This window comes from Hyphomicrobium sp. DMF-1 (assembly GCF_027886585.1).
GTDB lineage: Bacteria > Pseudomonadota > Alphaproteobacteria > Rhizobiales > Hyphomicrobiaceae > Hyphomicrobium_C > Hyphomicrobium_C zavarzinii.
The window spans coordinates 1,064,451-1,080,823 of sequence record NZ_CP115706.1 but is presented as its reverse complement, the minus strand read 5'-3'; the positions used below and the strand labels follow the sequence as shown (position 1 = coordinate 1,080,823).

The following is a 16,373-nucleotide window of genomic DNA, read 5'->3' as shown; positions in this document are numbered from 1 at the left end:
AAAACGCCAGCACACCGCATCACGTCTGCCGGTCTCCATCCGACTTGGCGCGCGCAAGCAGGCGGCGCATCCGCTCTTTCGCGCCATCCGGCGGGGCGAGTGCTGCGTGCTTTTCGGGAGGCGCGATCTCCGCCAGTCTTTCGGAGCCGAGAACCCGCTGAAGCTTGGCGCGAAGCTGCGCTTTGGCAGGCTCCGCGGCCGCGAGAATCTCGCGGACCTTCCAAAACTCGAGCGCCTGGAACCGCCCCGTTCCGGCATCGATATAGATGTCGGGCTGGTGAGATTTGAGCTTCTCCCGCACGATCGAGCGCTCGAACAGGAACGAGGAGGAGAACAGCGCCTCGATCGCCGTCGGCCTCAAACGCGAGGGAGACGGCACCGGCGAGCCGGACACGTCGATCGCCACCACAACGTCCACCTGCCCCGCCATGAGATCGAACGGCAACGGGTTGGTGAGGCCGCCATCCACATAGCTGCGTCCGCTCATCAGAACCGGCTCGAAGATGACGGGCAGCGCCATGCTCGCCGCCACTGCCGGCCGCAAGGGGCCGGAGGAAAAGACCGCGGGCTCGAGCGCGTAGAAGTCGCTCGCCACGATGTGGAGCGGAATGGCGAGTTCGTCGAACGACCTTGGAACCCCTTCGGGAAACACGAGATCCAAAAGCGCCTCCGGCGTCAGAATGGCGTGACGCTCTGAAAACAGGTTCCAGAAACGCCCCGCTCCCTGCACGCGTGCGGCGAACAGATCACGCAGGAGCTCAAATCTGTTGGTTAACGTCTCTTCCGTATGCGCGCGAATGTCGCGGGCGGAAAGTCCGGCTGCATAGGCCGCGCCATAGATGGCGCCGATGGACGTTCCGGCGATGATTTTCGGTTTGATTCCAAGCTCATCGAACACTTCGAGCATGACGAGATGAGCAAGCCCTCGCGCGCCCCCGCCGCCGAGAACAAGACCGATCGATGGCGTTTTCCCGCTTTCCCTGGACGGGTTCTGGCCACGATTTGCCGCAATGCGCCCCGCCTCGCCGTCTGCCATGATCAAGCCTCAGAGATATCTTCTCTGCGCATCATAGGCGGGTCCGGTGTCCGGACAAAACACTTGTCGGACGAGCCCTCGCCTCAAGTTCTATGACCGATCCAAGAGCACGGCCTGGCTTCCCTCTCAACGCCGGCCGGAACGAATGAAACGAGCTCGGCGGTCATTCAACGACGGAGACGATCATGAAGACTACCTGGGCTTTCCGCGCCTCGACACTGGCGCTCGGCCTCTCGCTCATCGCCGCAAGCGGCGCATCCGCGAACACCGCCCGCTGGCCGGGTACGAAGGCCTCGATCGGCGGCGCCATCGCCGCGCGCATCATCGCCGTGAAGTGCAGCGGCCCGTTGACGCCCGCTGAGATCGGGGAGCTCGACACCTACATCGATGAAAGCCAGACGGCCTTCATGACGGGCAACAAGGCCAATCAGCGCCTGAGCGAGAGCGTCTTCCCGCAGCTCGCCCGCGACTACAATCAAAGCTATTCGAGCCGCGAAGCTTGCGATTTCACGGCCCGCGACATGGTGCGTGACATGCTCGCCCGCGTGCGCGCCGAGAAGTCGGAGCCGAAGAAGCAGGCCGAGCTGAAGCAATAGCCAACTTCGAGCGGTCCGAAAAAAATCGGGGCGGGATACGGTTTTCAAATCCGTATCCCGCCCCGAAGCATATCTGGTCAGGCGATCAGGCCAGCTTGAACGGCATGTCCTTGCCCGCAAAGAACGCGTCGATGTTGTCGAGCGCTTCGAAGCCCATCTGGTTACGGGCCTCAATGGCCGCAGAGCCGAGATGCGGGAACAGGAACGTATTCGGCAGGTCGTAATAGCCCTCGTTGATCTTGGGCTCGCCCGCGAACACGTCGAGGCCGGCATACCCGAGGCGGCCGGACTTGAGCGCCGCGATCATGTCCTCGTCGTTGACGAGATCGCCGCGCGCCGTGTTCACGACGATAGCGCCGTGCGGCAGCTTCTCGATGGTGGCCTTGTTGAAGAAGCCGCGCGTCTCCGGCGTCGAAGGTGCGTTGATCGAGAAGAACTGCGAGACCTTGAGCAGGCTGTCGAGGCTGTCGTGATAAGTCGCGTTGTACTTCGCCTCGACCTCGGGCTTCGCGCGATAGATGTCGTAGTAATGGACTTCCATGTCGAAGCCGCGCGCACGCTGCGCCAGCGCCTGGCCGATCTTGCCGAAGCCGTAGATGCCGAGCTTCTTGTTGTCGAGCCGCTGGCCGACGAGCTGCAGCGGCTGCCAGCCCGGCCAGGAGCGCGTGCGGATCATCTTCTCGCCCTCGCCCGCACGGCGCGCAGCACCGAGCAGCAGCAGCATGGCGATTTCCGCCGTCGCGACCGTCACGCCATGGGGCGCGTTGCCGACCTTGATGCCACGAGCCTTGCAGGCCTCGAGATCGATGTGGTCGAACCCGATCGAGAACGTCGAGATGCACTTGATGTTCTCAGGCACGCGATCGATCACGGCCTTCGGGCACTTCTCGTTGAGCGTGAGCAGGATGGCATCCACCGACTTGGCGGTTTCCAGCATCTCGTCGACGGTGATCTTCGGGTTGTCTCCGTGCGCGATCACATCATAAGTTTCCCGCGCGCGGGCCATGACGGCATCCGGCAGAGGCCAGGTGATCAGGATCTTCTTTTTTGCCATGGGTCGTATGTCCTCCCCGGAAGTTCGACTTTGGTGTGAGACTGGCCGCGATCCATGCCGCATGGAACGCGCTCTGACAAGCCTTTCGCGGGCAATTCCCGGCCGAAACGCGGCCCTCGGCGCTTGCCGCACTGCGAAATGAGGCGGGCGGAGTGAGCCTCTTTCGCTTGCCGCCGCGCGCTCGCCGTAACTCTTTGTTCACCATGCCGGAGGCACTCTGGCCGCCTCTGAGATCAAACGCCGCAGCGTCCGCCCAAGGGCTGAATGCAGCGCGGCCCTGTCCGTTGGCCGGCCGCGAAAGGCCGAGATTGCGAATCCGTCATGAGGGCTCTCGTCCTGGCTTTGGCGTTGCTCGCCGTCCTCAAGGTCTGGTTTCAGGATAGCCTCTACCGGTCCGCAACCGAGGAGGCCCTCGTCTCTGCATATCGAACCCGCGCAGCCGATGCCTGCGCCCATCGCGCGCCCGCGCCTGCGGGGGCGGTCGATTGGTCGGCGGAGGCCGAGCCTCGGGTCGCCGTCGGCAACCCGGCCATTCCGGTGCATGTCTGGCAGTTCGAGCACGAGCTTTGGAACGCGCGCTTCCGCCAGCCCTACCTGATCCTGTCGGTAACGCGGACCGGGATCTCCTGCACCTACGACATCCTCGCAGACACGGCCGAGATCGCCCGCTCGTAGCGCCCCTCGAAAACCCGCATCCGTACGGCCTCGAAAGACGGAACGCGGTGCCTCTTTCGAGACGCCGCGTTCCGCCGTGTCGCAAATGCGGGAGAAGCGCAATAGCGATTAGAACTTGTACTTGAACCCGCCCCACACCGTACGGCCCTGGCCGGCTTTGATGCCGTCCTCGCGGTCTGCGATGTAGAGCTTGTCGAGCAGGTTATCGCCGGCGATGAAGAGGCTCGCTCCCGTATCGCCGAGCTTCATGTTGGCGCGGGCCGAAAGCAGCCACACGTCCGGCACGAGACCGTCCTCGCCTTCCTCGTCGCCGCCATAAGGCGTGTTGACCTCGTCGGTGTAAAAGTTGCCGCGATAGGTCCAGGATACGCTTGCGTCCCAGCCCCAGCGGTGCTCGACACCGACGGTCAGGTGCGCGAAGTGCTTGTAGACCTCGGGCACGCGATTGCCGCCGACAGACTCCACCTCGAGCAGCGAGGGATCGGCCTGACAATCTTCCGCATCGTTCGGCTCCTCGCACTCGAACAGCGTGCCCTTCTTGATCTTGGCGTCCGAGAGCGTGTAGTTGCCCTCGAAGAAGAGGTTCAAGGGCCCGCCCGTGAAGGGGCGGCTGTCCACGCGGCCGTAGACTTCAAAGCCGTTGATTTGGACGCGATCCAGCGTGTGATAGACGTTGTTGCCGGCCGCATCCGTACCAGCGCCCTTGACCTGGAAGTTCTCGATGTTGTGGTGGAAAGCGGCGATGTCGAACGTCACGCCCCGGATCGCCGTCGAGCGAAGACCGATCTGGAAGTTGTCGCCGATCTCGTCCTCCGGCGGGAAGCCGGCGTTCGCCTCACGCAGAACGTGGGGCGTCAGGCCGCGGTGATAGCCGCCGTAGATCGTGGACTTGAAGAAGCCGGTGTAGGCGAAGGAGATGCCCGGCGATACGGCCGTGGTGTCGAAGGAGTCCGTGCGGCGAGTGCCATCGAACCCTTCGATCACGACGCATTCGCCATCCACGGGATCGAGGAACGGATCGAGCGGACCGCAATCGCCCACATCCTCCTCTTCACCTTCGCCCTCTTCCTCGGTGGACGCACGCGTGAGACGCGACACACGGTAGTGATCGAGCCTCACCCCCGGCGTGACGTTGAAGGTGTTCGTTACATGGATGGTCGACTGCAGGAACGTCGAGAAGGCGTTCGCGTTGGTGTCGGTGTCGAACACAACGGTTCCGGTCTCGTCGCCATCCTCCAGGATCTGCCCCTGGCGTCCAAAGAAGTTCTTGTTCGTGAAGTCGTTGTACTCGTAGCGGATGCCCACCTGGATATCCTGGCGCAGACCGCCGATGAACGGGCGGTCGGCGAACTCGGCGCGCATTTCCGCGCCGAGCTGGCGATAGGTGCGCAGGCGCCCCAGCATCACGCCTTCAGGCACGAAGACGTCGTCGCCGTCGATCTCTGCCGAGAGCCCATCACCGGGATCGCTCGGATCCTCGCCTTCGAAGTTCTGGTACCGGTCACGGCGATGATCGAAGCCGTAGACGCGCGATGTAATCGTCGTCGTGTCGTCCACATAGTAGTTGTGCACGAGCTGAAGCTTGGTCACGTCGGCATTGTAGGTGTTGTAGTTCGCGCCGGGGTTCTCGAACGACTTGGCGTGTCCGATCGAGAAGAACTTGGCCTCGGCATTGCCCGGACCATCACCCTCCTCGCCCTCGATGTTGGCCTCGTCGTAGTTGTCGCGCTGGCGGAAGTGCGTCACCGAGAAGGTGAGATCCGAGTTGATCCCCTTCCAGCCAATAGCGCCGTAGAAGTCGTTGTAGCGCAGGCGCTCCGTATCCCACGCGCCGTCGGCTTCCGCGCCGCTGTAGGAGAACACCACGCCCACGTTGCCGATGCCCTGGCGCGTATGGAAATGCCGGGTGTTGGAAACGCCCCAACGATCCTGGCTCTTCGCCTCGCCGCGCCCGTCGTTCTCGGTGTGTCCGATCGAAGCGCCGATCACCGTCTCGTTCGGTCCGAACGGCGAGAGATTACGGAAGTTGACCACGCCATGGTTGTTGAGCGGGCCGTGGTTGATCACCGTGCCGCGCAGCACCTCGATGCTCTCGAGACGATCGACCGGCGGCACGTAGTGCACCGAAGGATCGATCCAGACGCTCATGTTGATCGGCTGGCCATCCTCGAGGTGCAGCACCTTTCGGCCGCGCCGCGGAGGCGAGCCGCGCACGCCGATGCCGCCGTGGCGCCCGAAGCCATCATCGTTGATCACGTTCACGCCCGGCACGCGCGTCAGCACGTCGTTGGTCTGCCGCGGCTGGAACTCGTCCATCTGTGCGGTGTCGACCCGGCTGGCCGCGGACGAGAAGTTCTGCAGGTTGCCCGGCAGGATGTTGGACGGGTTGATGGGAGACGTCGGCGAGTTCTCGGCCCGGGCCCGCGCCCCTCCGCTGTTGGCCGCACCGTAGGGCGAGTTGGATTCGATCGGGGCGTCCTGCACTGGCTCGGGCTGAGCGACCGGCGCGGGAGCCTGAGGCGGAGGAGCTTTCTTGGTCGCCGCCTTGGGAGCCCCCGGAGCCTTCTTTTGGATGATCTGGACTTCCGGAAGACCGCCCTCGTTAGCGGGCTGCGCGGCCTGCTGGCCAAACGCACTGGTTGAAATCAGGCAGGATGCACCTGCCATAAGTAGAGATCTCGTCGTGGTGAACCTGAAGGTCTGCATCCCGCCCACTCCCTATTCGACCCTGTTCTGGCGGACCAAGGCACCCCAGCGCCAATTGGCCTCTTTTTGGTCAAATTCAGAAATGTCGGAGAGTCCTGGCACCGACAATGGCACTATTTCCCGATATTTCTCGGGAACACGGAAACTCTTCAGATGTTGCACCTAAGCATCTTCGACTCGCGATCTATACGGTGGCAACAATACCTTATGCGTTACTTACATCAGTATTTGTACGTTACATGCTGAAGTGTATATACTGATGTAATTATACGGATAAGAAATTTGCCCGGGAACTATTTGATGCCAGAAAACGCCCGATCGGATGAAAGGCCCTAGAGCGAAGAAGCGCTCGTCGCGAAGCAAGCCGGCTACCGATTCTTCCGCTCCGCCACGCAGACCGCCAAAAAAGAAAAGAGGCCGGTTGCTGAGCAACCGGCCTCTTAAGAGCCGCCTTTGGGAGAAAGGTGGGAGTTTAGAACTTCACCTTCACGCCGCCGTAGGCCGCGAAGGGCTGAGACGGGGAGATGGTGCGCGGGTCTGTGAGCGGGAAGCCGTTCAGCTCCTCGTTGATCGGGCTTACATCGCTCGTTTCGAAATACGTGCCGTAGAGGCCATATTTCCGATCGAACAGATTCTTCACGAGACCATAGATCTGGATGTTGTCCGTGATGTCGTACGACGTATGGAGGTCGACCCGAGTATAGCCTGCAAGAAGAGCGTGAAGGTCATCCTCTGCCGATTCCTCGTTGGGGAAGAACGGCGAGTTGCTGGCCGCAACGAGATCCGCGCCGAACTTCCACTTGGAGGTCAGCCAGTACTCGAAGCCTGCCTTGAAGCGATGGCGCGGAATGCCGGGGAGGCGGTCGCCCTGCTCCAGGAAGGCGCAGAGGCCGTCATCGTCAGGATTGGTGCACTTGTCGAGGGTCGCGTCGACGAAGGCGTACGTCGCATAAACATTCCATTTGCGCGTCTCGTAACCGGCGGACAGTTCGACGCCCTGCCGCAGCGTATCGCCAGCGTTCACGAAGAAGATGCGATTGTCGACCATGACCGGTAGAATGTCGTCGGAGGCCAGGGTCCGGAACAAGCCGGCGCCCCAGGTGTAGCGGCCGCCATAGTAGTTGCCCTGTCCGCGCAGTCCGAGTTCTGCCGTATGTCCGACCACCTGCTCCAGCGGCGGGTCATCCGTCAGGAAGCTCTCGATAAGACACGGAACCTCAGGCTCGGCGCAACCCAACTCGGCCGGCGTCGGCGCGCGGTTCGATTCCGAGTAGCCACCGTAGAGCGAGAGGCCGGGCAGCAGCTTGAAGTTGGCGCCTGCCATCGGGTTGAACCGCTCATAGGTATTGGTGGCGTTGAGTTCGCTGAACTCGCCCGTCTGATCTTCGAGCTTGATACGCGCATAGTTATAGCGGCCACCCACGGTCACCGTGAGGCGGTCCGTGACGTCCAGCGCGTTCGAGAAATAGAGACCCCAGTAGGTGTTCTCGGTCTTCAGGTCGCGCGGAGCGAGTTCATCCGCCTCGTCCGGATCAACCAGGTTCTCCACGCCGCCGATCATCACGCCGGAGCCATCAACCACGTAGCCCGGCCCGATCTCGCCGAGTTCGCTCGACGTCTTGTAGCGCGAGCGTCCGTGATCGTACGACAAACCGGCGATGAACAGGTTCGGACGGCCGAACAGCGGGCTCTTCTCCTGCCCTTCAATAACGCCACCCCAGCTGTCGCTGTCGGTTCTGAGACGCTCGATAGAGCCAACGAGCTCCTCGTTGTCGCTAACGTCATCGATCGGGATGAGATTTCCATTCGTATCGACGATGGGCTGGTTATCGTCGCCCTCAAGGCAGAGGTACTCCTCGGCGGGGTCGCCACCGGGCGGCGTAGAGGGGCACTCTTCAGCCTCCGTGACGTTGCCGTCAACGACGCGGTTCTTATAACGGCGATAGTAGCCTGCGCCGGAGAGCGTCAGTGTATTGGTTGCCTTCACGGTGCCCGAGATCGTCGGCATCAAGACTTCAAGATCGGTCGTCTGAGGCGACGTGAACGTATTGCTCCAGCTCTTCTCGAGAAGCTGGATCGGCGCAGCAGCCGTCGCTCCGAAATGATTGTCGGCGGCGGTCAGGCTGAAATGGAATTCTGCAAAGCTGCCCTTGAGGCCGATGTCGCCGTAAAAGCGCTTGATCTCGCTGTCGGAGAAATCACGGAAGCCGTCTTCCTTGATACCCTCGGCCGCGACATAGATGCTCGCGTTTCCGCTCGATCCGCCCGCCTGAACGCCAACCTGGCGGCGTCCGTACGAGCCACCCATCACGTCGACCTCGGCACCCTCGTAGCTAAACCCGTCTTTCATGAGGATGCTGACCGCGCCACCCAGTGCGTTCAAACCGAACGACGGGTTGTTGCTGACGACCGACATCGATGCGATCGCGTTGCTCGGAAGAACGTCCCACTGAACCGTGTCGCCGAACGCTTCGTTGATGCGCACGCCGTTCTGATAGACGGCCAGGCCCTGAGAGCGGCCGCTGACCGGCGAGGCGTCGAAGCCGCGGAACGAAACTTCCGCGCGCATCGGGTTGCCGGCGGCGTCGGAGAGAATGACGCCCGGAACCTGCTGCTGCAGCGCTTGCTGAACCTGTCCCGTGCCCTCGCGTTGGATGTCGCTGTCCGATACGGTCGTCACCGCGCTCGGCACCTTCACGGCCGGAGTTTCGGTGGGAGCCTCCGGCGCAGGCGTCGACGGTGCGCTCGAGAGCGGCGACACGGCGACGGCCTTCTTCTTGGCCCGCGCAGCCTTTTGAACCGGGGTTTCCTGCACGACGTCGATCGCGGGCAGCTCGCTTCCAGCGGCCCCTGACTGATTACCGCCAGCGGCGTCCTGCGCGGCGGCGCCTTGCGACCCGACGACAAGTGCTCCTGCGACCAGCGCGATCCGACTGAGATTCATTAGCCCCGTGCTCCCCTTGGTTACTAATAGTCGGTAGTGGGCTGGCGGTGCGCGTAACGTTGTATCCGCACAGTTCCTTGACAGCCGTTCCCCTTCCCTTCGGGAGGACTATGAGCCACAGGAAAAAACGGTCAACAAAGTAACAGTGATCTTTCCCACAAACGGCAGGATTTCATGGAGTATGTGACACTCTCGCATCGGGAATTTTTCCCGATTTTGCAATCACCTGCTCCCAATTACAGAACTTCATCTTATTTAGGGAATAAGTCCCGTAATAATCTGGGTGAAAATCAATCAGGATCGTCATCTCCGGATACACCTAAGGAACCGGAGTGGTGCAGGCAGGCACCGGCAGGTTTTGCCGCCTTCGGAGTGCCCTCCGCGAGGTATTCCTGGCCCGCCATGCCGGGTGTGAACGTGTTCGGATGAGTTGCGCCAAGGGCAGGTTTCGCGATATTGACGGGCAAGCTCTGCGCCCACCTCGAAAATCACCGGCCGGGGATGCCGGTTTCCAGGCACCACTCCGTTCTGTCGAAGAAGAGCGTGAGGACGACGCAAGATTCGGAATGCCGACCCGAGATTTCTGCTCAAGACTGCGGGGACTGCGGCTCGGTGTCAGGTTATAATGAAGCAAAGAGCCGGCATCCCGCAGTCGCCCGCATGGCGAAGAGTGGGCAAAGCGGGCCGGAATTCTGAGGTCTAGGAGGCATTTCTTGAACTGGCCCATTCGCTCCCGAGGCACCGCGCTCGGCTTCGTCGCCCTTGCATCGCTATCCGTAGGCGCCCTTCCGGTCCTTGCAGGACCGCCCGCGCTGTCCGTCGAGCTCAACAAGCTGGAGCCGCAGGGCTCTGGCTGCCGCGCCTATCTCGTCGTCCAGAACGATGACGCGACGGCCTACCAGTCCTACAAGCTCGATATCGTGCTTTTTCAGCAGGATGGCGTGATCGGCCGCCGCTTCGCCATGGATCTGGCACCGCTCAAGCCCCAGAAGCGCACGGTGAAGCTCTTCGATTTGGACAACATTGCCTGCGACAAGATCGGGAGCTTCCTGATCAACGATGTCGTGGAGTGCAAAGCCGATGCAGGTCCGCTCGATAACTGCCTCGCGGGAATGACGGTGAAGTCGCTCACGAATGTGCAACTGTCGAAGTAAGTAAAGGGTATCCGTCGTGGAGCAGATCACGGTCGCGGCCGGTCACGATTTCTCGATTTACGGCCTTATCCTGCAAGCAGACCCCGTCGTGAAGACGGTCATGGCCCTCTTGGCGATCGCCTCGGTAGCATGCTGGGCCATCATCCTGGAGAAGTCGATCCGCCTCACGAAGCTAGGCCGCGACCTGCGCCGCCTGGAGCGTTCGGTGACCGACGAGAGCCCGGCCGAGGCCCCTCGCGGCCTTGTCCGCACGCTCCTCTCCGCGGCCCACCACGAGGCCGACGACGGCGCCAGCCGCAACGAGAGCCGCAGCGAGTTGCGGACGCGCCTGGAGCGCGCCATGCGCTCCGCCCTCAAGGGCGAATTGCAGCGCCTCGAGGTCGGCCTGCCGTTTCTCGCCACCGTCGGCTCGGCAGCCCCCTTCATCGGCCTCTTCGGAACGGTGTGGGGCATCATGAACAGCTTCACGTCGATCGCCCAGCAGAAGGACACGTCCCTCGCGGTCGTGGCGCCCGGCATCGCGGAAGCCCTCTTCGCCACGGCTCTCGGCCTTGCGGCGGCCATCCCGGCGGTCATGGCCTACAACATGATCTCTGTGTCGCTCGGCCGCGGCGCCAATCGCGCAGGTTCCACCATCACGGAGCTGGCCCGCCGCCTTTCGCGCCCCCAGTCTGAGGGCTTCGCTCGCACCGCCACCACCGGCGAGCCCCTGCGTGCAGGAAAGTCTCACTGATGGGCATGGCGGTCGGAAATGGCTCGCCCCAGGGCGACGAGGACGATAGTGGCTATCGCCCGATGGCGGAGATCAACATCACGCCGATGGTCGACGTGATGCTCGTTCTTCTCATCATCTTCATGGTCGCCGCGCCCCTGATGGTCGCGGGCGTCCCCCTGGAGTTGCCCAACACTTCCGCCGCCCGCGTCAGTCAATCCAAGAAGGCCATGGTCGTCTCGCTCGCGGGCGACGGGTCTCTCTACATTCGCGAGGAGCAGGTCTCGAGTGACAATCTCGTGCCGCGCCTTCGTGAGCTGCGTGCCTCCGAGGGCGATACCGTCGTCTACGTCCGAGCCGACAAGAAGAGCAACTACGGCGACGTGATGGACGTGCTGGGCCGCGTGGGCGAGAGTGGATACGGTCGCGTGTCGCTTCTCTCCCAGCCCAAGCCCAAGAGCGCACAATAACGCAAATGCGGAGCCGCCAGGCGCAATGACGCTACGGGCTGTAACATGGCTGGTCTCCTTCCTCCTCCACGGGGCGATCGTGGGGTTCTTCCTGATTTCGCCCGGCGGCGCATCTCTGGATGAAGGAACCGGCGAGGACACCTTCGTGGTCGAGCAAGGCATCGCCATCGAAGGCGTGGCCAAGCTCGGCGAAGCGGAGATGAACGTCGATGCCGTCGAAGCCCCGCCCCCGGTCGTCCAGGCCGCCCCTCCCGTCGAGGAAGTAAAGCCGATCGAGGAGGACGTGCAGCACGTGATCGGGTCCGAGTTCGGCCCCGAGCAGGAGAAGATCGTTCGCGAGCCAGAGCCTGAGGAGATCAAGGAGGCGAAGCCCGAGCAGGTCGCAGCCGTCGAGCAGACAGAAATCGCCGTTGACGAGCAGCGCGCTGCCGGCGCCAAGCAGACGGGCGGCGATACGACCGCCATCTCCGCCTATCGCGGCAGGCTGTTCTCGCACATCTCGAAGAAGAAGGTGAACCCGCGCTCCCGCGAGGTCGGAACGGTCATTGTCCGCTTCACCGTCGGCCCGCAAGGCGAGTTGATCTCGCGCGAGGTGACCGCAAGCTCGGGCTCGAAGGTTCTGGACGAAGCCGCCGTCGCTTCGATCGACCGGGCCGCCCCCTTCCCCCCGATGCCGAGCGATGCGAACAACGGCCCCATGGTGGTCTCGGTGCCTTTCAAGTTCTCGGTGCGCTGACAGATCGCCCCGCGCGGCCGCACGGATCCGATTTCATCACGCCTCATTTCTTTTTTCGTGGGATGTCGGAACACAGGCGTGTCCGCCGTCTTCATTGCGAGAGCCGCTGATCGGGCGAACGCCGGACAGCCGGAGACACAACCCATAAGCAGGAGAGATCCCCATGAAGGTCATGGTCATCGTCAAAGCCAGCAAGTCGTCGGAGGCGGGCGAGATGCCGGGCGAGCAGCTTCTGACCGACATGGGCAACTACAATGAGGAGCTGGTGAAGGCGGGCATCCTGCTCGCGGGCGAAGGACTCCATCCCTCCAGCAAGGGCGCGCGTGTGCGCTTCTCGGGAAAGGACCGCCTCGTCATCGACGGACCGTTCGCCGAAACCAAGGAGGTGATCGCCGGCTATTGGCTCTGGAATGTGAAAGACCTTGCCGAGGCCATCGCCTGGGTGAAGCGTTGCCCCAACCCGCACGACGAGGAAACCGAGATCGAGATCCGCCCGGTGTTCGAGGCCGACGACTTCGGCGAAGCCTTCACCCCCGAGCTGCGCGCGCAGGAAGAGCGGATCGCCGCCGACGCCAAACGGAACGCCGGCGGCTGAATGTCAGGAGGAGGGCCGCTCAGCCCGTGAACGGTACGACCGTCTGGCGCTGGAGGCCGAGGCCTTCGATCTCGAGTTCCATCACGTCGCCGGCCTTGAGGTACTGCGGCGGCTTCATCACCGAGCCGACGCCGGGCGGCGTGCCGGTGGTCACGACGTCGCCGGGCTCCAGCACGCAGAACTGCGTGATGTAGGCGACGAGATACGGGATCGAGAAGATCATCGTCTCGGTGGAGCCCTGCTGCTTCACCTCGCCGTTGACCTTGAGCGACATCTTGAGGTTTGACGGATCGGGGATCTCGTCGGTCGTCACCAGCCACGGTCCCAGCGGCCCGAACGTCTCGGCCGCCTTGCCCTTGAACCATTGGCCGTTGCGCTTCATCTGGAAGCGCCGCTCGGAGACGTCGTTGCAGATCGCATAGCCCGCGACGTAGTCCATCGCGTCCTTCTCCTCGACATAGCGGGCGCGCTTGCCGATCACGAATGCAAGCTCCAGCTCCCAGTCCATGCGGTCGGAGTTCTTCGGATAGATCACGTCGTCGAACGGACCCGAGACGGTGTTGCCGAGCTTATTGAAGATGATCGGCTCGGAAGGAATCTCGAGGCCGGCCTCCTTGGCGTGGTCCGCATAGTTGAGGCCGATGGCGATGAAATTCCACGGCCGCGCCACCGGCTGCCCGAGCCGCACGCCGTCCGGCGCCAGCGGCAGCGAGGCCGGATCGAGCGCCTTGAGCTTGGCGAGGCTCTCCGGCGAGAGCGTCTCACCCGTGATGTCCGCCACGTGCGCGGAGAGATCACGGATCTTGCCGTCCTTGTCCACCAGTCCGGGCTTCTCCGAGCCCTTGGGTCCGAACCGCACAAGCTTCATGAAAAGTCCCCCTCATCGTGTGCAAGCTGTCGTAGGATCGGCCAAACGTTAACGTGGCCAGCCCCTGTCCGAGATGTTCGAGAGCTTTACATCACACACCATCCCCGTCGGCAACGGCATTGAGATCGCAGCCGTGAAAGGGGGCTCCGGCCCGCCTTTGCTGCTTTTGCACGGTTATCCGCAAACGCGGGCCTGCTGGCGCAAAATCGCCGCGCCCCTGGCCGAGCGCTTCACCGTGGTCGCCGCCGATCTGCGCGGCTACGGACAATCGAGCAAGCCGCCGGGCGGCGCCGATCATGCCGCCTACGCCAAGCGCGCCATGGCCGCCGATCAGGTCGCTTTGATGCGGGCCTTGGGCTTCGAGCGCTTTCGCCTCGTCGGCCACGACCGAGGCGGGCGCGTCGCCCATCGCCTCGCGCTCGATCATCAGAGCGCGGTCGAGCGCCTGGCCGTGCTCGACATCGCACCCACCGCCACCATGTACGCCGCCACCGACCGCGAGTTCGCGACCGCCTACTACCACTGGTTCTTCCTGATCCAGCCGGCAGATTTTCCCGAGCGGATGATCGCCAACAACACGCACTATTACATCCGCCACACGCTGGCCTCCTGGTGCCGCACCGACGGCGCCTTCGATGAGCCTGTGCTGCGCCATTACGTGGAATCCTTCTTCGATCCCATGGCCATTCACGCGGCTTGCGAGGACTACCGCGCAGCCGCCACCATCGATCTCGTCCACGATGCCGAAAGCGATGCGGCAGGCGTGAAGCTCACCATGCCGCTGCTCGCGCTGTGGGGAAGCCGCGGCATCGTGGGCCGCAAGTTCGACGTGCTCGCAAGCTGGCGCGAGAAATCCGCCGCCACGGTCACCGGCCACGCCCTCGATTGCGGCCACTTCCTGCCGGAGGAAGCCCCGGAGGATACGCTGAAGGCCCTGCTCGACTTCCTCTGAGCACGCGACCGCTGGCTGTCGGCAACACGCAGCGAGAAAGCTCTCGGATCTGCACCCCGTCCTTAGACGGGGTGACGGTGAAATGGGCCTGCCAAATCTTGTCCAGCAACGTCATCCCGGCGTCATGGCGGAGCCGTGCCTCGCAAGGTGGCCGGGATCCAGGCACGCCCTCAAGGCAAATCAAGCCACTCATGCACAGGGTTGCGCTCGGGCCTTCTTCTTTCCGTGCCCGACTCGCCCCAAGTTGCAGCGACGCATGAGAGAGGCCCCGGGGAAAGCGCATGTCCTTATTGTTCCGCATCGTTTACGCCGCCCACGCCAAGGGCACGCACCACAAGCTGGCGCTCGACGCCCTCCATCATCTGCAAAGCCCCGACGCTGATCGCTGGGAGCGCCTGTTCCTGAAACATGCCGACCTCTACATGGAAGGCTCCAAGGCGCCCGACGACCAGTTCAAGGACTTCAAGAACCACGTTCTTCACGTGCGTGACGGTTATTGGGGCGGCGCCCTGGACAAAGCCGAGAAATGGTACGGCGAGCTGACGGACGCGCTCCGCCGCAACGATTGGGAGCAGGCCATCTGGAACGCGGGCGTGCTCTCCCATTACGTCACCGATCCGATCCAGCCCTTCCACACCGGACAGTCGGACGCGGAGAACAGCATCCACCGCGCGGCCGAGTGGTCGATCTCGCGCTCTTACGATGCCCTCCGCACCCAAGGCCTTGCCGCCCATGGCGAGATGAGACTTGGCGCGGGCAACGGAGAGCGCTGGCTGCGCGAGCTGGTCTGCCGCGGCGCGGAGAAAGCCAATCCGCACTACGAAGCGCTGATCGCCCACTACGATCTCAACACCGGCGTTATCGATCCTCCGGCCGGGCTCGATGCCTTGAGCCGCAAGATCCTGGCCGAGCTGGTGGTCTACGCAGCGGCTACCTTCGCAAGCGTGCTCGACCGCGCGTTCACAGATAGCGCCGTCACGCCGCCCGACGTAAACCTGACGCTCGACACAGTGCTCGCCGTCGTGAAGATCCCGGCCAAGATGCTGGCCAAGCGCCTCGCGGATGCGGAGGACCGCCGCATCGTGACCGCCATGTACGACGAGCTGACCACCACCGGTCAGGTGAACGCAACGCTGCCGGAGGACGATCGCGTCGTGCGCGACCTCTACGCCAAGGAGATCGAGGCGCCGCAGCGCGCGCGCCTTGCCGAGCAGCGTGCCGCCGCCATCGCGCCGCCGAAGAAGGTCACGGCGCCGAAGCCCGCAGCACTGCAGGTCAAAGCTCACGAGCCTGCCGCCACGCAAACCGAGCCTGCTCCGCAGGACGTAACGCCCCCGGCCGCCGAGCCGCCATTGAACGAACGGCCGACAGAGCGGCACCGCCTCGCGCTCGCCGACGACATCGAGCGCGCGCCCTCCATCGGGCCGCGCATGGCCGAGCGCCTGGCCCCCCTGGGGGTTAAGTCTGTGGCCGACTTCCTGGCTGCCTCGCCCCGCGGGATCGCCGAAGGCTTGGCTCTGCGGCAGGTCTCGGAGGAGACGATCGCGCTGTGGCAGGACCAATGCCGGCTCATGCTCGAGATTCCGAGCCTGCGTGGCACCTACGCCGAGTTGCTGGCCCAGGCCGGCTACCGGACCGGCGATCGTCTCGCCGCCGTGGACGAGGCCAAGCTCTGCGCCGACGTGCTGGCATTCGCTGCAAGTCCCGCGGGCCAGCGCATCCTGCGCGACGGGAGAGCTCCCGATATCGAGCGGGTAAAAGGCTGGCTCGCCGCTGCAAAAGCCTCCCGCGCCGCCTGATCCCGCGCGAGACAAGCCGTCCGGCGTCAGTCATCGTCTTTACCGGATTGACACTACCCGCGTGCGTCGTATCGGT

General features: G+C 63.4%; 14 protein-coding genes. 9 read left to right on the top strand and 5 right to left on the bottom strand.

All coding sequences use genetic code 11. The features are described from left to right. Nucleotides 1-19: 19 nt before the first annotated feature. Nucleotides 20-1,036 (bottom strand): patatin-like phospholipase family protein, encoded by a 1,017-nt coding sequence (locus PE058_RS04885; RefSeq protein WP_020084232.1) that lies wholly within the window; start codon nucleotides 1,034-1,036, stop codon nucleotides 20-22. Between the two features lie 185 nt (nucleotides 1,037-1,221). Between PE058_RS04885 and PE058_RS04880 the strand changes: the two genes are divergently transcribed. Next, nucleotides 1,222-1,632, top strand: coding sequence for a hypothetical protein (locus PE058_RS04880; RefSeq protein ID WP_020084231.1), 411 nt, complete (start codon nucleotides 1,222-1,224; stop codon nucleotides 1,630-1,632). Nucleotides 1,633-1,717: 85 nt separating this feature from the next. On the opposite strand, the gene PE058_RS04875 is transcribed toward PE058_RS04880, so the two are convergent. Continuing rightward, nucleotides 1,718-2,686 (bottom strand): 2-hydroxyacid dehydrogenase, encoded by a 969-nt coding sequence (locus tag PE058_RS04875; protein WP_020084230.1) that lies wholly within the window; start codon nucleotides 2,684-2,686, stop codon nucleotides 1,718-1,720. Between the two features lie 321 nt (nucleotides 2,687-3,007). Here PE058_RS04875 and PE058_RS04870 point away from each other — a divergent pair, with 321 nt between their 5' ends. Continuing rightward, the gene (locus PE058_RS04870; protein ID WP_020084229.1) at nucleotides 3,008-3,361 is read left to right on the top strand and encodes a hypothetical protein; all 354 of its coding nucleotides are present in this window, start codon (nucleotides 3,008-3,010) and stop codon (nucleotides 3,359-3,361) included. Nucleotides 3,362-3,469: 108 nt separating this feature from the next. Here the strand turns inward: PE058_RS04870 and PE058_RS04865 are convergent, their stop codons facing one another. Together PE058_RS04865 and PE058_RS04860 are read right to left on the bottom strand one after the other, a co-directional pair. Next, nucleotides 3,470-6,028, bottom strand: coding sequence for a TonB-dependent receptor family protein (locus PE058_RS04865; protein WP_271030023.1), 2,559 nt, complete (start codon nucleotides 6,026-6,028; stop codon nucleotides 3,470-3,472). A gap of 511 nt (nucleotides 6,029-6,539) precedes the next feature. Further along, nucleotides 6,540-9,011 (bottom strand): TonB-dependent receptor, encoded by a 2,472-nt coding sequence (locus PE058_RS04860; RefSeq protein WP_020084227.1) that lies wholly within the window; start codon nucleotides 9,009-9,011, stop codon nucleotides 6,540-6,542. A 713-nt stretch (nucleotides 9,012-9,724) separates the two neighbouring features. On the opposite strand from PE058_RS04860, the gene PE058_RS04855 reads away from it, so the two are divergent. The 5 genes from PE058_RS04855 to PE058_RS04835 all read left to right on the top strand — a co-directional run bounded on the left by PE058_RS04855 (nucleotide 9,725) and on the right by PE058_RS04835 (nucleotide 12,678). Next, nucleotides 9,725-10,165: a hypothetical protein gene (locus PE058_RS04855; RefSeq protein WP_020084226.1), complete on the top strand. Its 441-nt coding sequence runs from the start codon at nucleotides 9,725-9,727 to the stop codon at nucleotides 10,163-10,165. 16 nt (nucleotides 10,166-10,181) lie between these two features. After that, the gene (locus PE058_RS04850) at nucleotides 10,182-10,898 is read left to right on the top strand and encodes a MotA/TolQ/ExbB proton channel family protein (RefSeq protein WP_271030022.1); all 717 of its coding nucleotides are present in this window, start codon (nucleotides 10,182-10,184) and stop codon (nucleotides 10,896-10,898) included. Continuing rightward, nucleotides 10,898-11,347, top strand: coding sequence for an ExbD/TolR family protein (locus tag PE058_RS04845; RefSeq protein ID WP_020084224.1), 450 nt, complete (start codon nucleotides 10,898-10,900; stop codon nucleotides 11,345-11,347). The genes PE058_RS04850 and PE058_RS04845 overlap by 1 nt, the downstream gene beginning before the upstream one ends. 25 nt (nucleotides 11,348-11,372) lie before the next feature. After that, nucleotides 11,373-12,083: a cell envelope integrity protein TolA gene (locus PE058_RS04840; protein ID WP_020084223.1), complete on the top strand. Its 711-nt coding sequence runs from the start codon at nucleotides 11,373-11,375 to the stop codon at nucleotides 12,081-12,083. A 163-nt stretch (nucleotides 12,084-12,246) separates the two neighbouring features. Continuing rightward, nucleotides 12,247-12,678, top strand: coding sequence for a YciI family protein (locus PE058_RS04835; protein ID WP_271030021.1), 432 nt, complete (start codon nucleotides 12,247-12,249; stop codon nucleotides 12,676-12,678). 19 nt (nucleotides 12,679-12,697) lie between these two features. On the opposite strand, the gene PE058_RS04830 is transcribed toward PE058_RS04835, so the two are convergent. Then, nucleotides 12,698-13,546: a fumarylacetoacetate hydrolase family protein gene (locus PE058_RS04830; protein WP_271030020.1), complete on the bottom strand. Its 849-nt coding sequence runs from the start codon at nucleotides 13,544-13,546 to the stop codon at nucleotides 12,698-12,700. Between the two features lie 73 nt (nucleotides 13,547-13,619). Between PE058_RS04830 and PE058_RS04825 the strand changes: the two genes are divergently transcribed. Continuing rightward, a complete protein-coding gene (locus PE058_RS04825) occupies nucleotides 13,620-14,498 on the top strand; it encodes an alpha/beta fold hydrolase (protein ID WP_020084220.1) in 879 nt (292 codons plus the stop codon). Nucleotides 14,499-14,779: 281 nt separating this feature from the next. Then, a complete protein-coding gene (locus PE058_RS04820; protein ID WP_271030019.1) occupies nucleotides 14,780-16,297 on the top strand; it encodes a DUF4332 domain-containing protein in 1,518 nt (505 codons plus the stop codon). The last annotated feature ends 76 nt before the right edge of the window (nucleotides 16,298-16,373 follow it).

Coding starts and splice junctions, on each gene's coding strand:
- PE058_RS04885 (WP_020084232.1), bottom strand. CDS start 1,036: ATGGCAGACGGCGAGGCGGGGCGCATTGCGGCAAATCGTGGCCAGAAC.
- PE058_RS04880 (WP_020084231.1), top strand. CDS start 1,222: ATGAAGACTACCTGGGCTTTCCGCGCCTCGACACTGGCGCTCGGCCTC.
- PE058_RS04875 (WP_020084230.1), bottom strand. CDS start 2,686: ATGGCAAAAAAGAAGATCCTGATCACCTGGCCTCTGCCGGATGCCGTC.
- PE058_RS04870 (WP_020084229.1), top strand. CDS start 3,008: ATGAGGGCTCTCGTCCTGGCTTTGGCGTTGCTCGCCGTCCTCAAGGTC.
- PE058_RS04865 (WP_271030023.1), bottom strand. CDS start 6,028: ATGGCAGGTGCATCCTGCCTGATTTCAACCAGTGCGTTTGGCCAGCAG.
- PE058_RS04860 (WP_020084227.1), bottom strand. CDS start 9,011: ATGAATCTCAGTCGGATCGCGCTGGTCGCAGGAGCACTTGTCGTCGGG.
- PE058_RS04845 (WP_020084224.1), top strand. CDS start 10,898: ATGGGCATGGCGGTCGGAAATGGCTCGCCCCAGGGCGACGAGGACGAT.
- PE058_RS04840 (WP_020084223.1), top strand. CDS start 11,373: ATGACGCTACGGGCTGTAACATGGCTGGTCTCCTTCCTCCTCCACGGG.
- PE058_RS04835 (WP_271030021.1), top strand. CDS start 12,247: ATGAAGGTCATGGTCATCGTCAAAGCCAGCAAGTCGTCGGAGGCGGGC.
- PE058_RS04830 (WP_271030020.1), bottom strand. CDS start 13,546: ATGAAGCTTGTGCGGTTCGGACCCAAGGGCTCGGAGAAGCCCGGACTG.
- PE058_RS04825 (WP_020084220.1), top strand. CDS start 13,620: ATGTTCGAGAGCTTTACATCACACACCATCCCCGTCGGCAACGGCATT.
- PE058_RS04820 (WP_271030019.1), top strand. CDS start 14,780: ATGTCCTTATTGTTCCGCATCGTTTACGCCGCCCACGCCAAGGGCACG.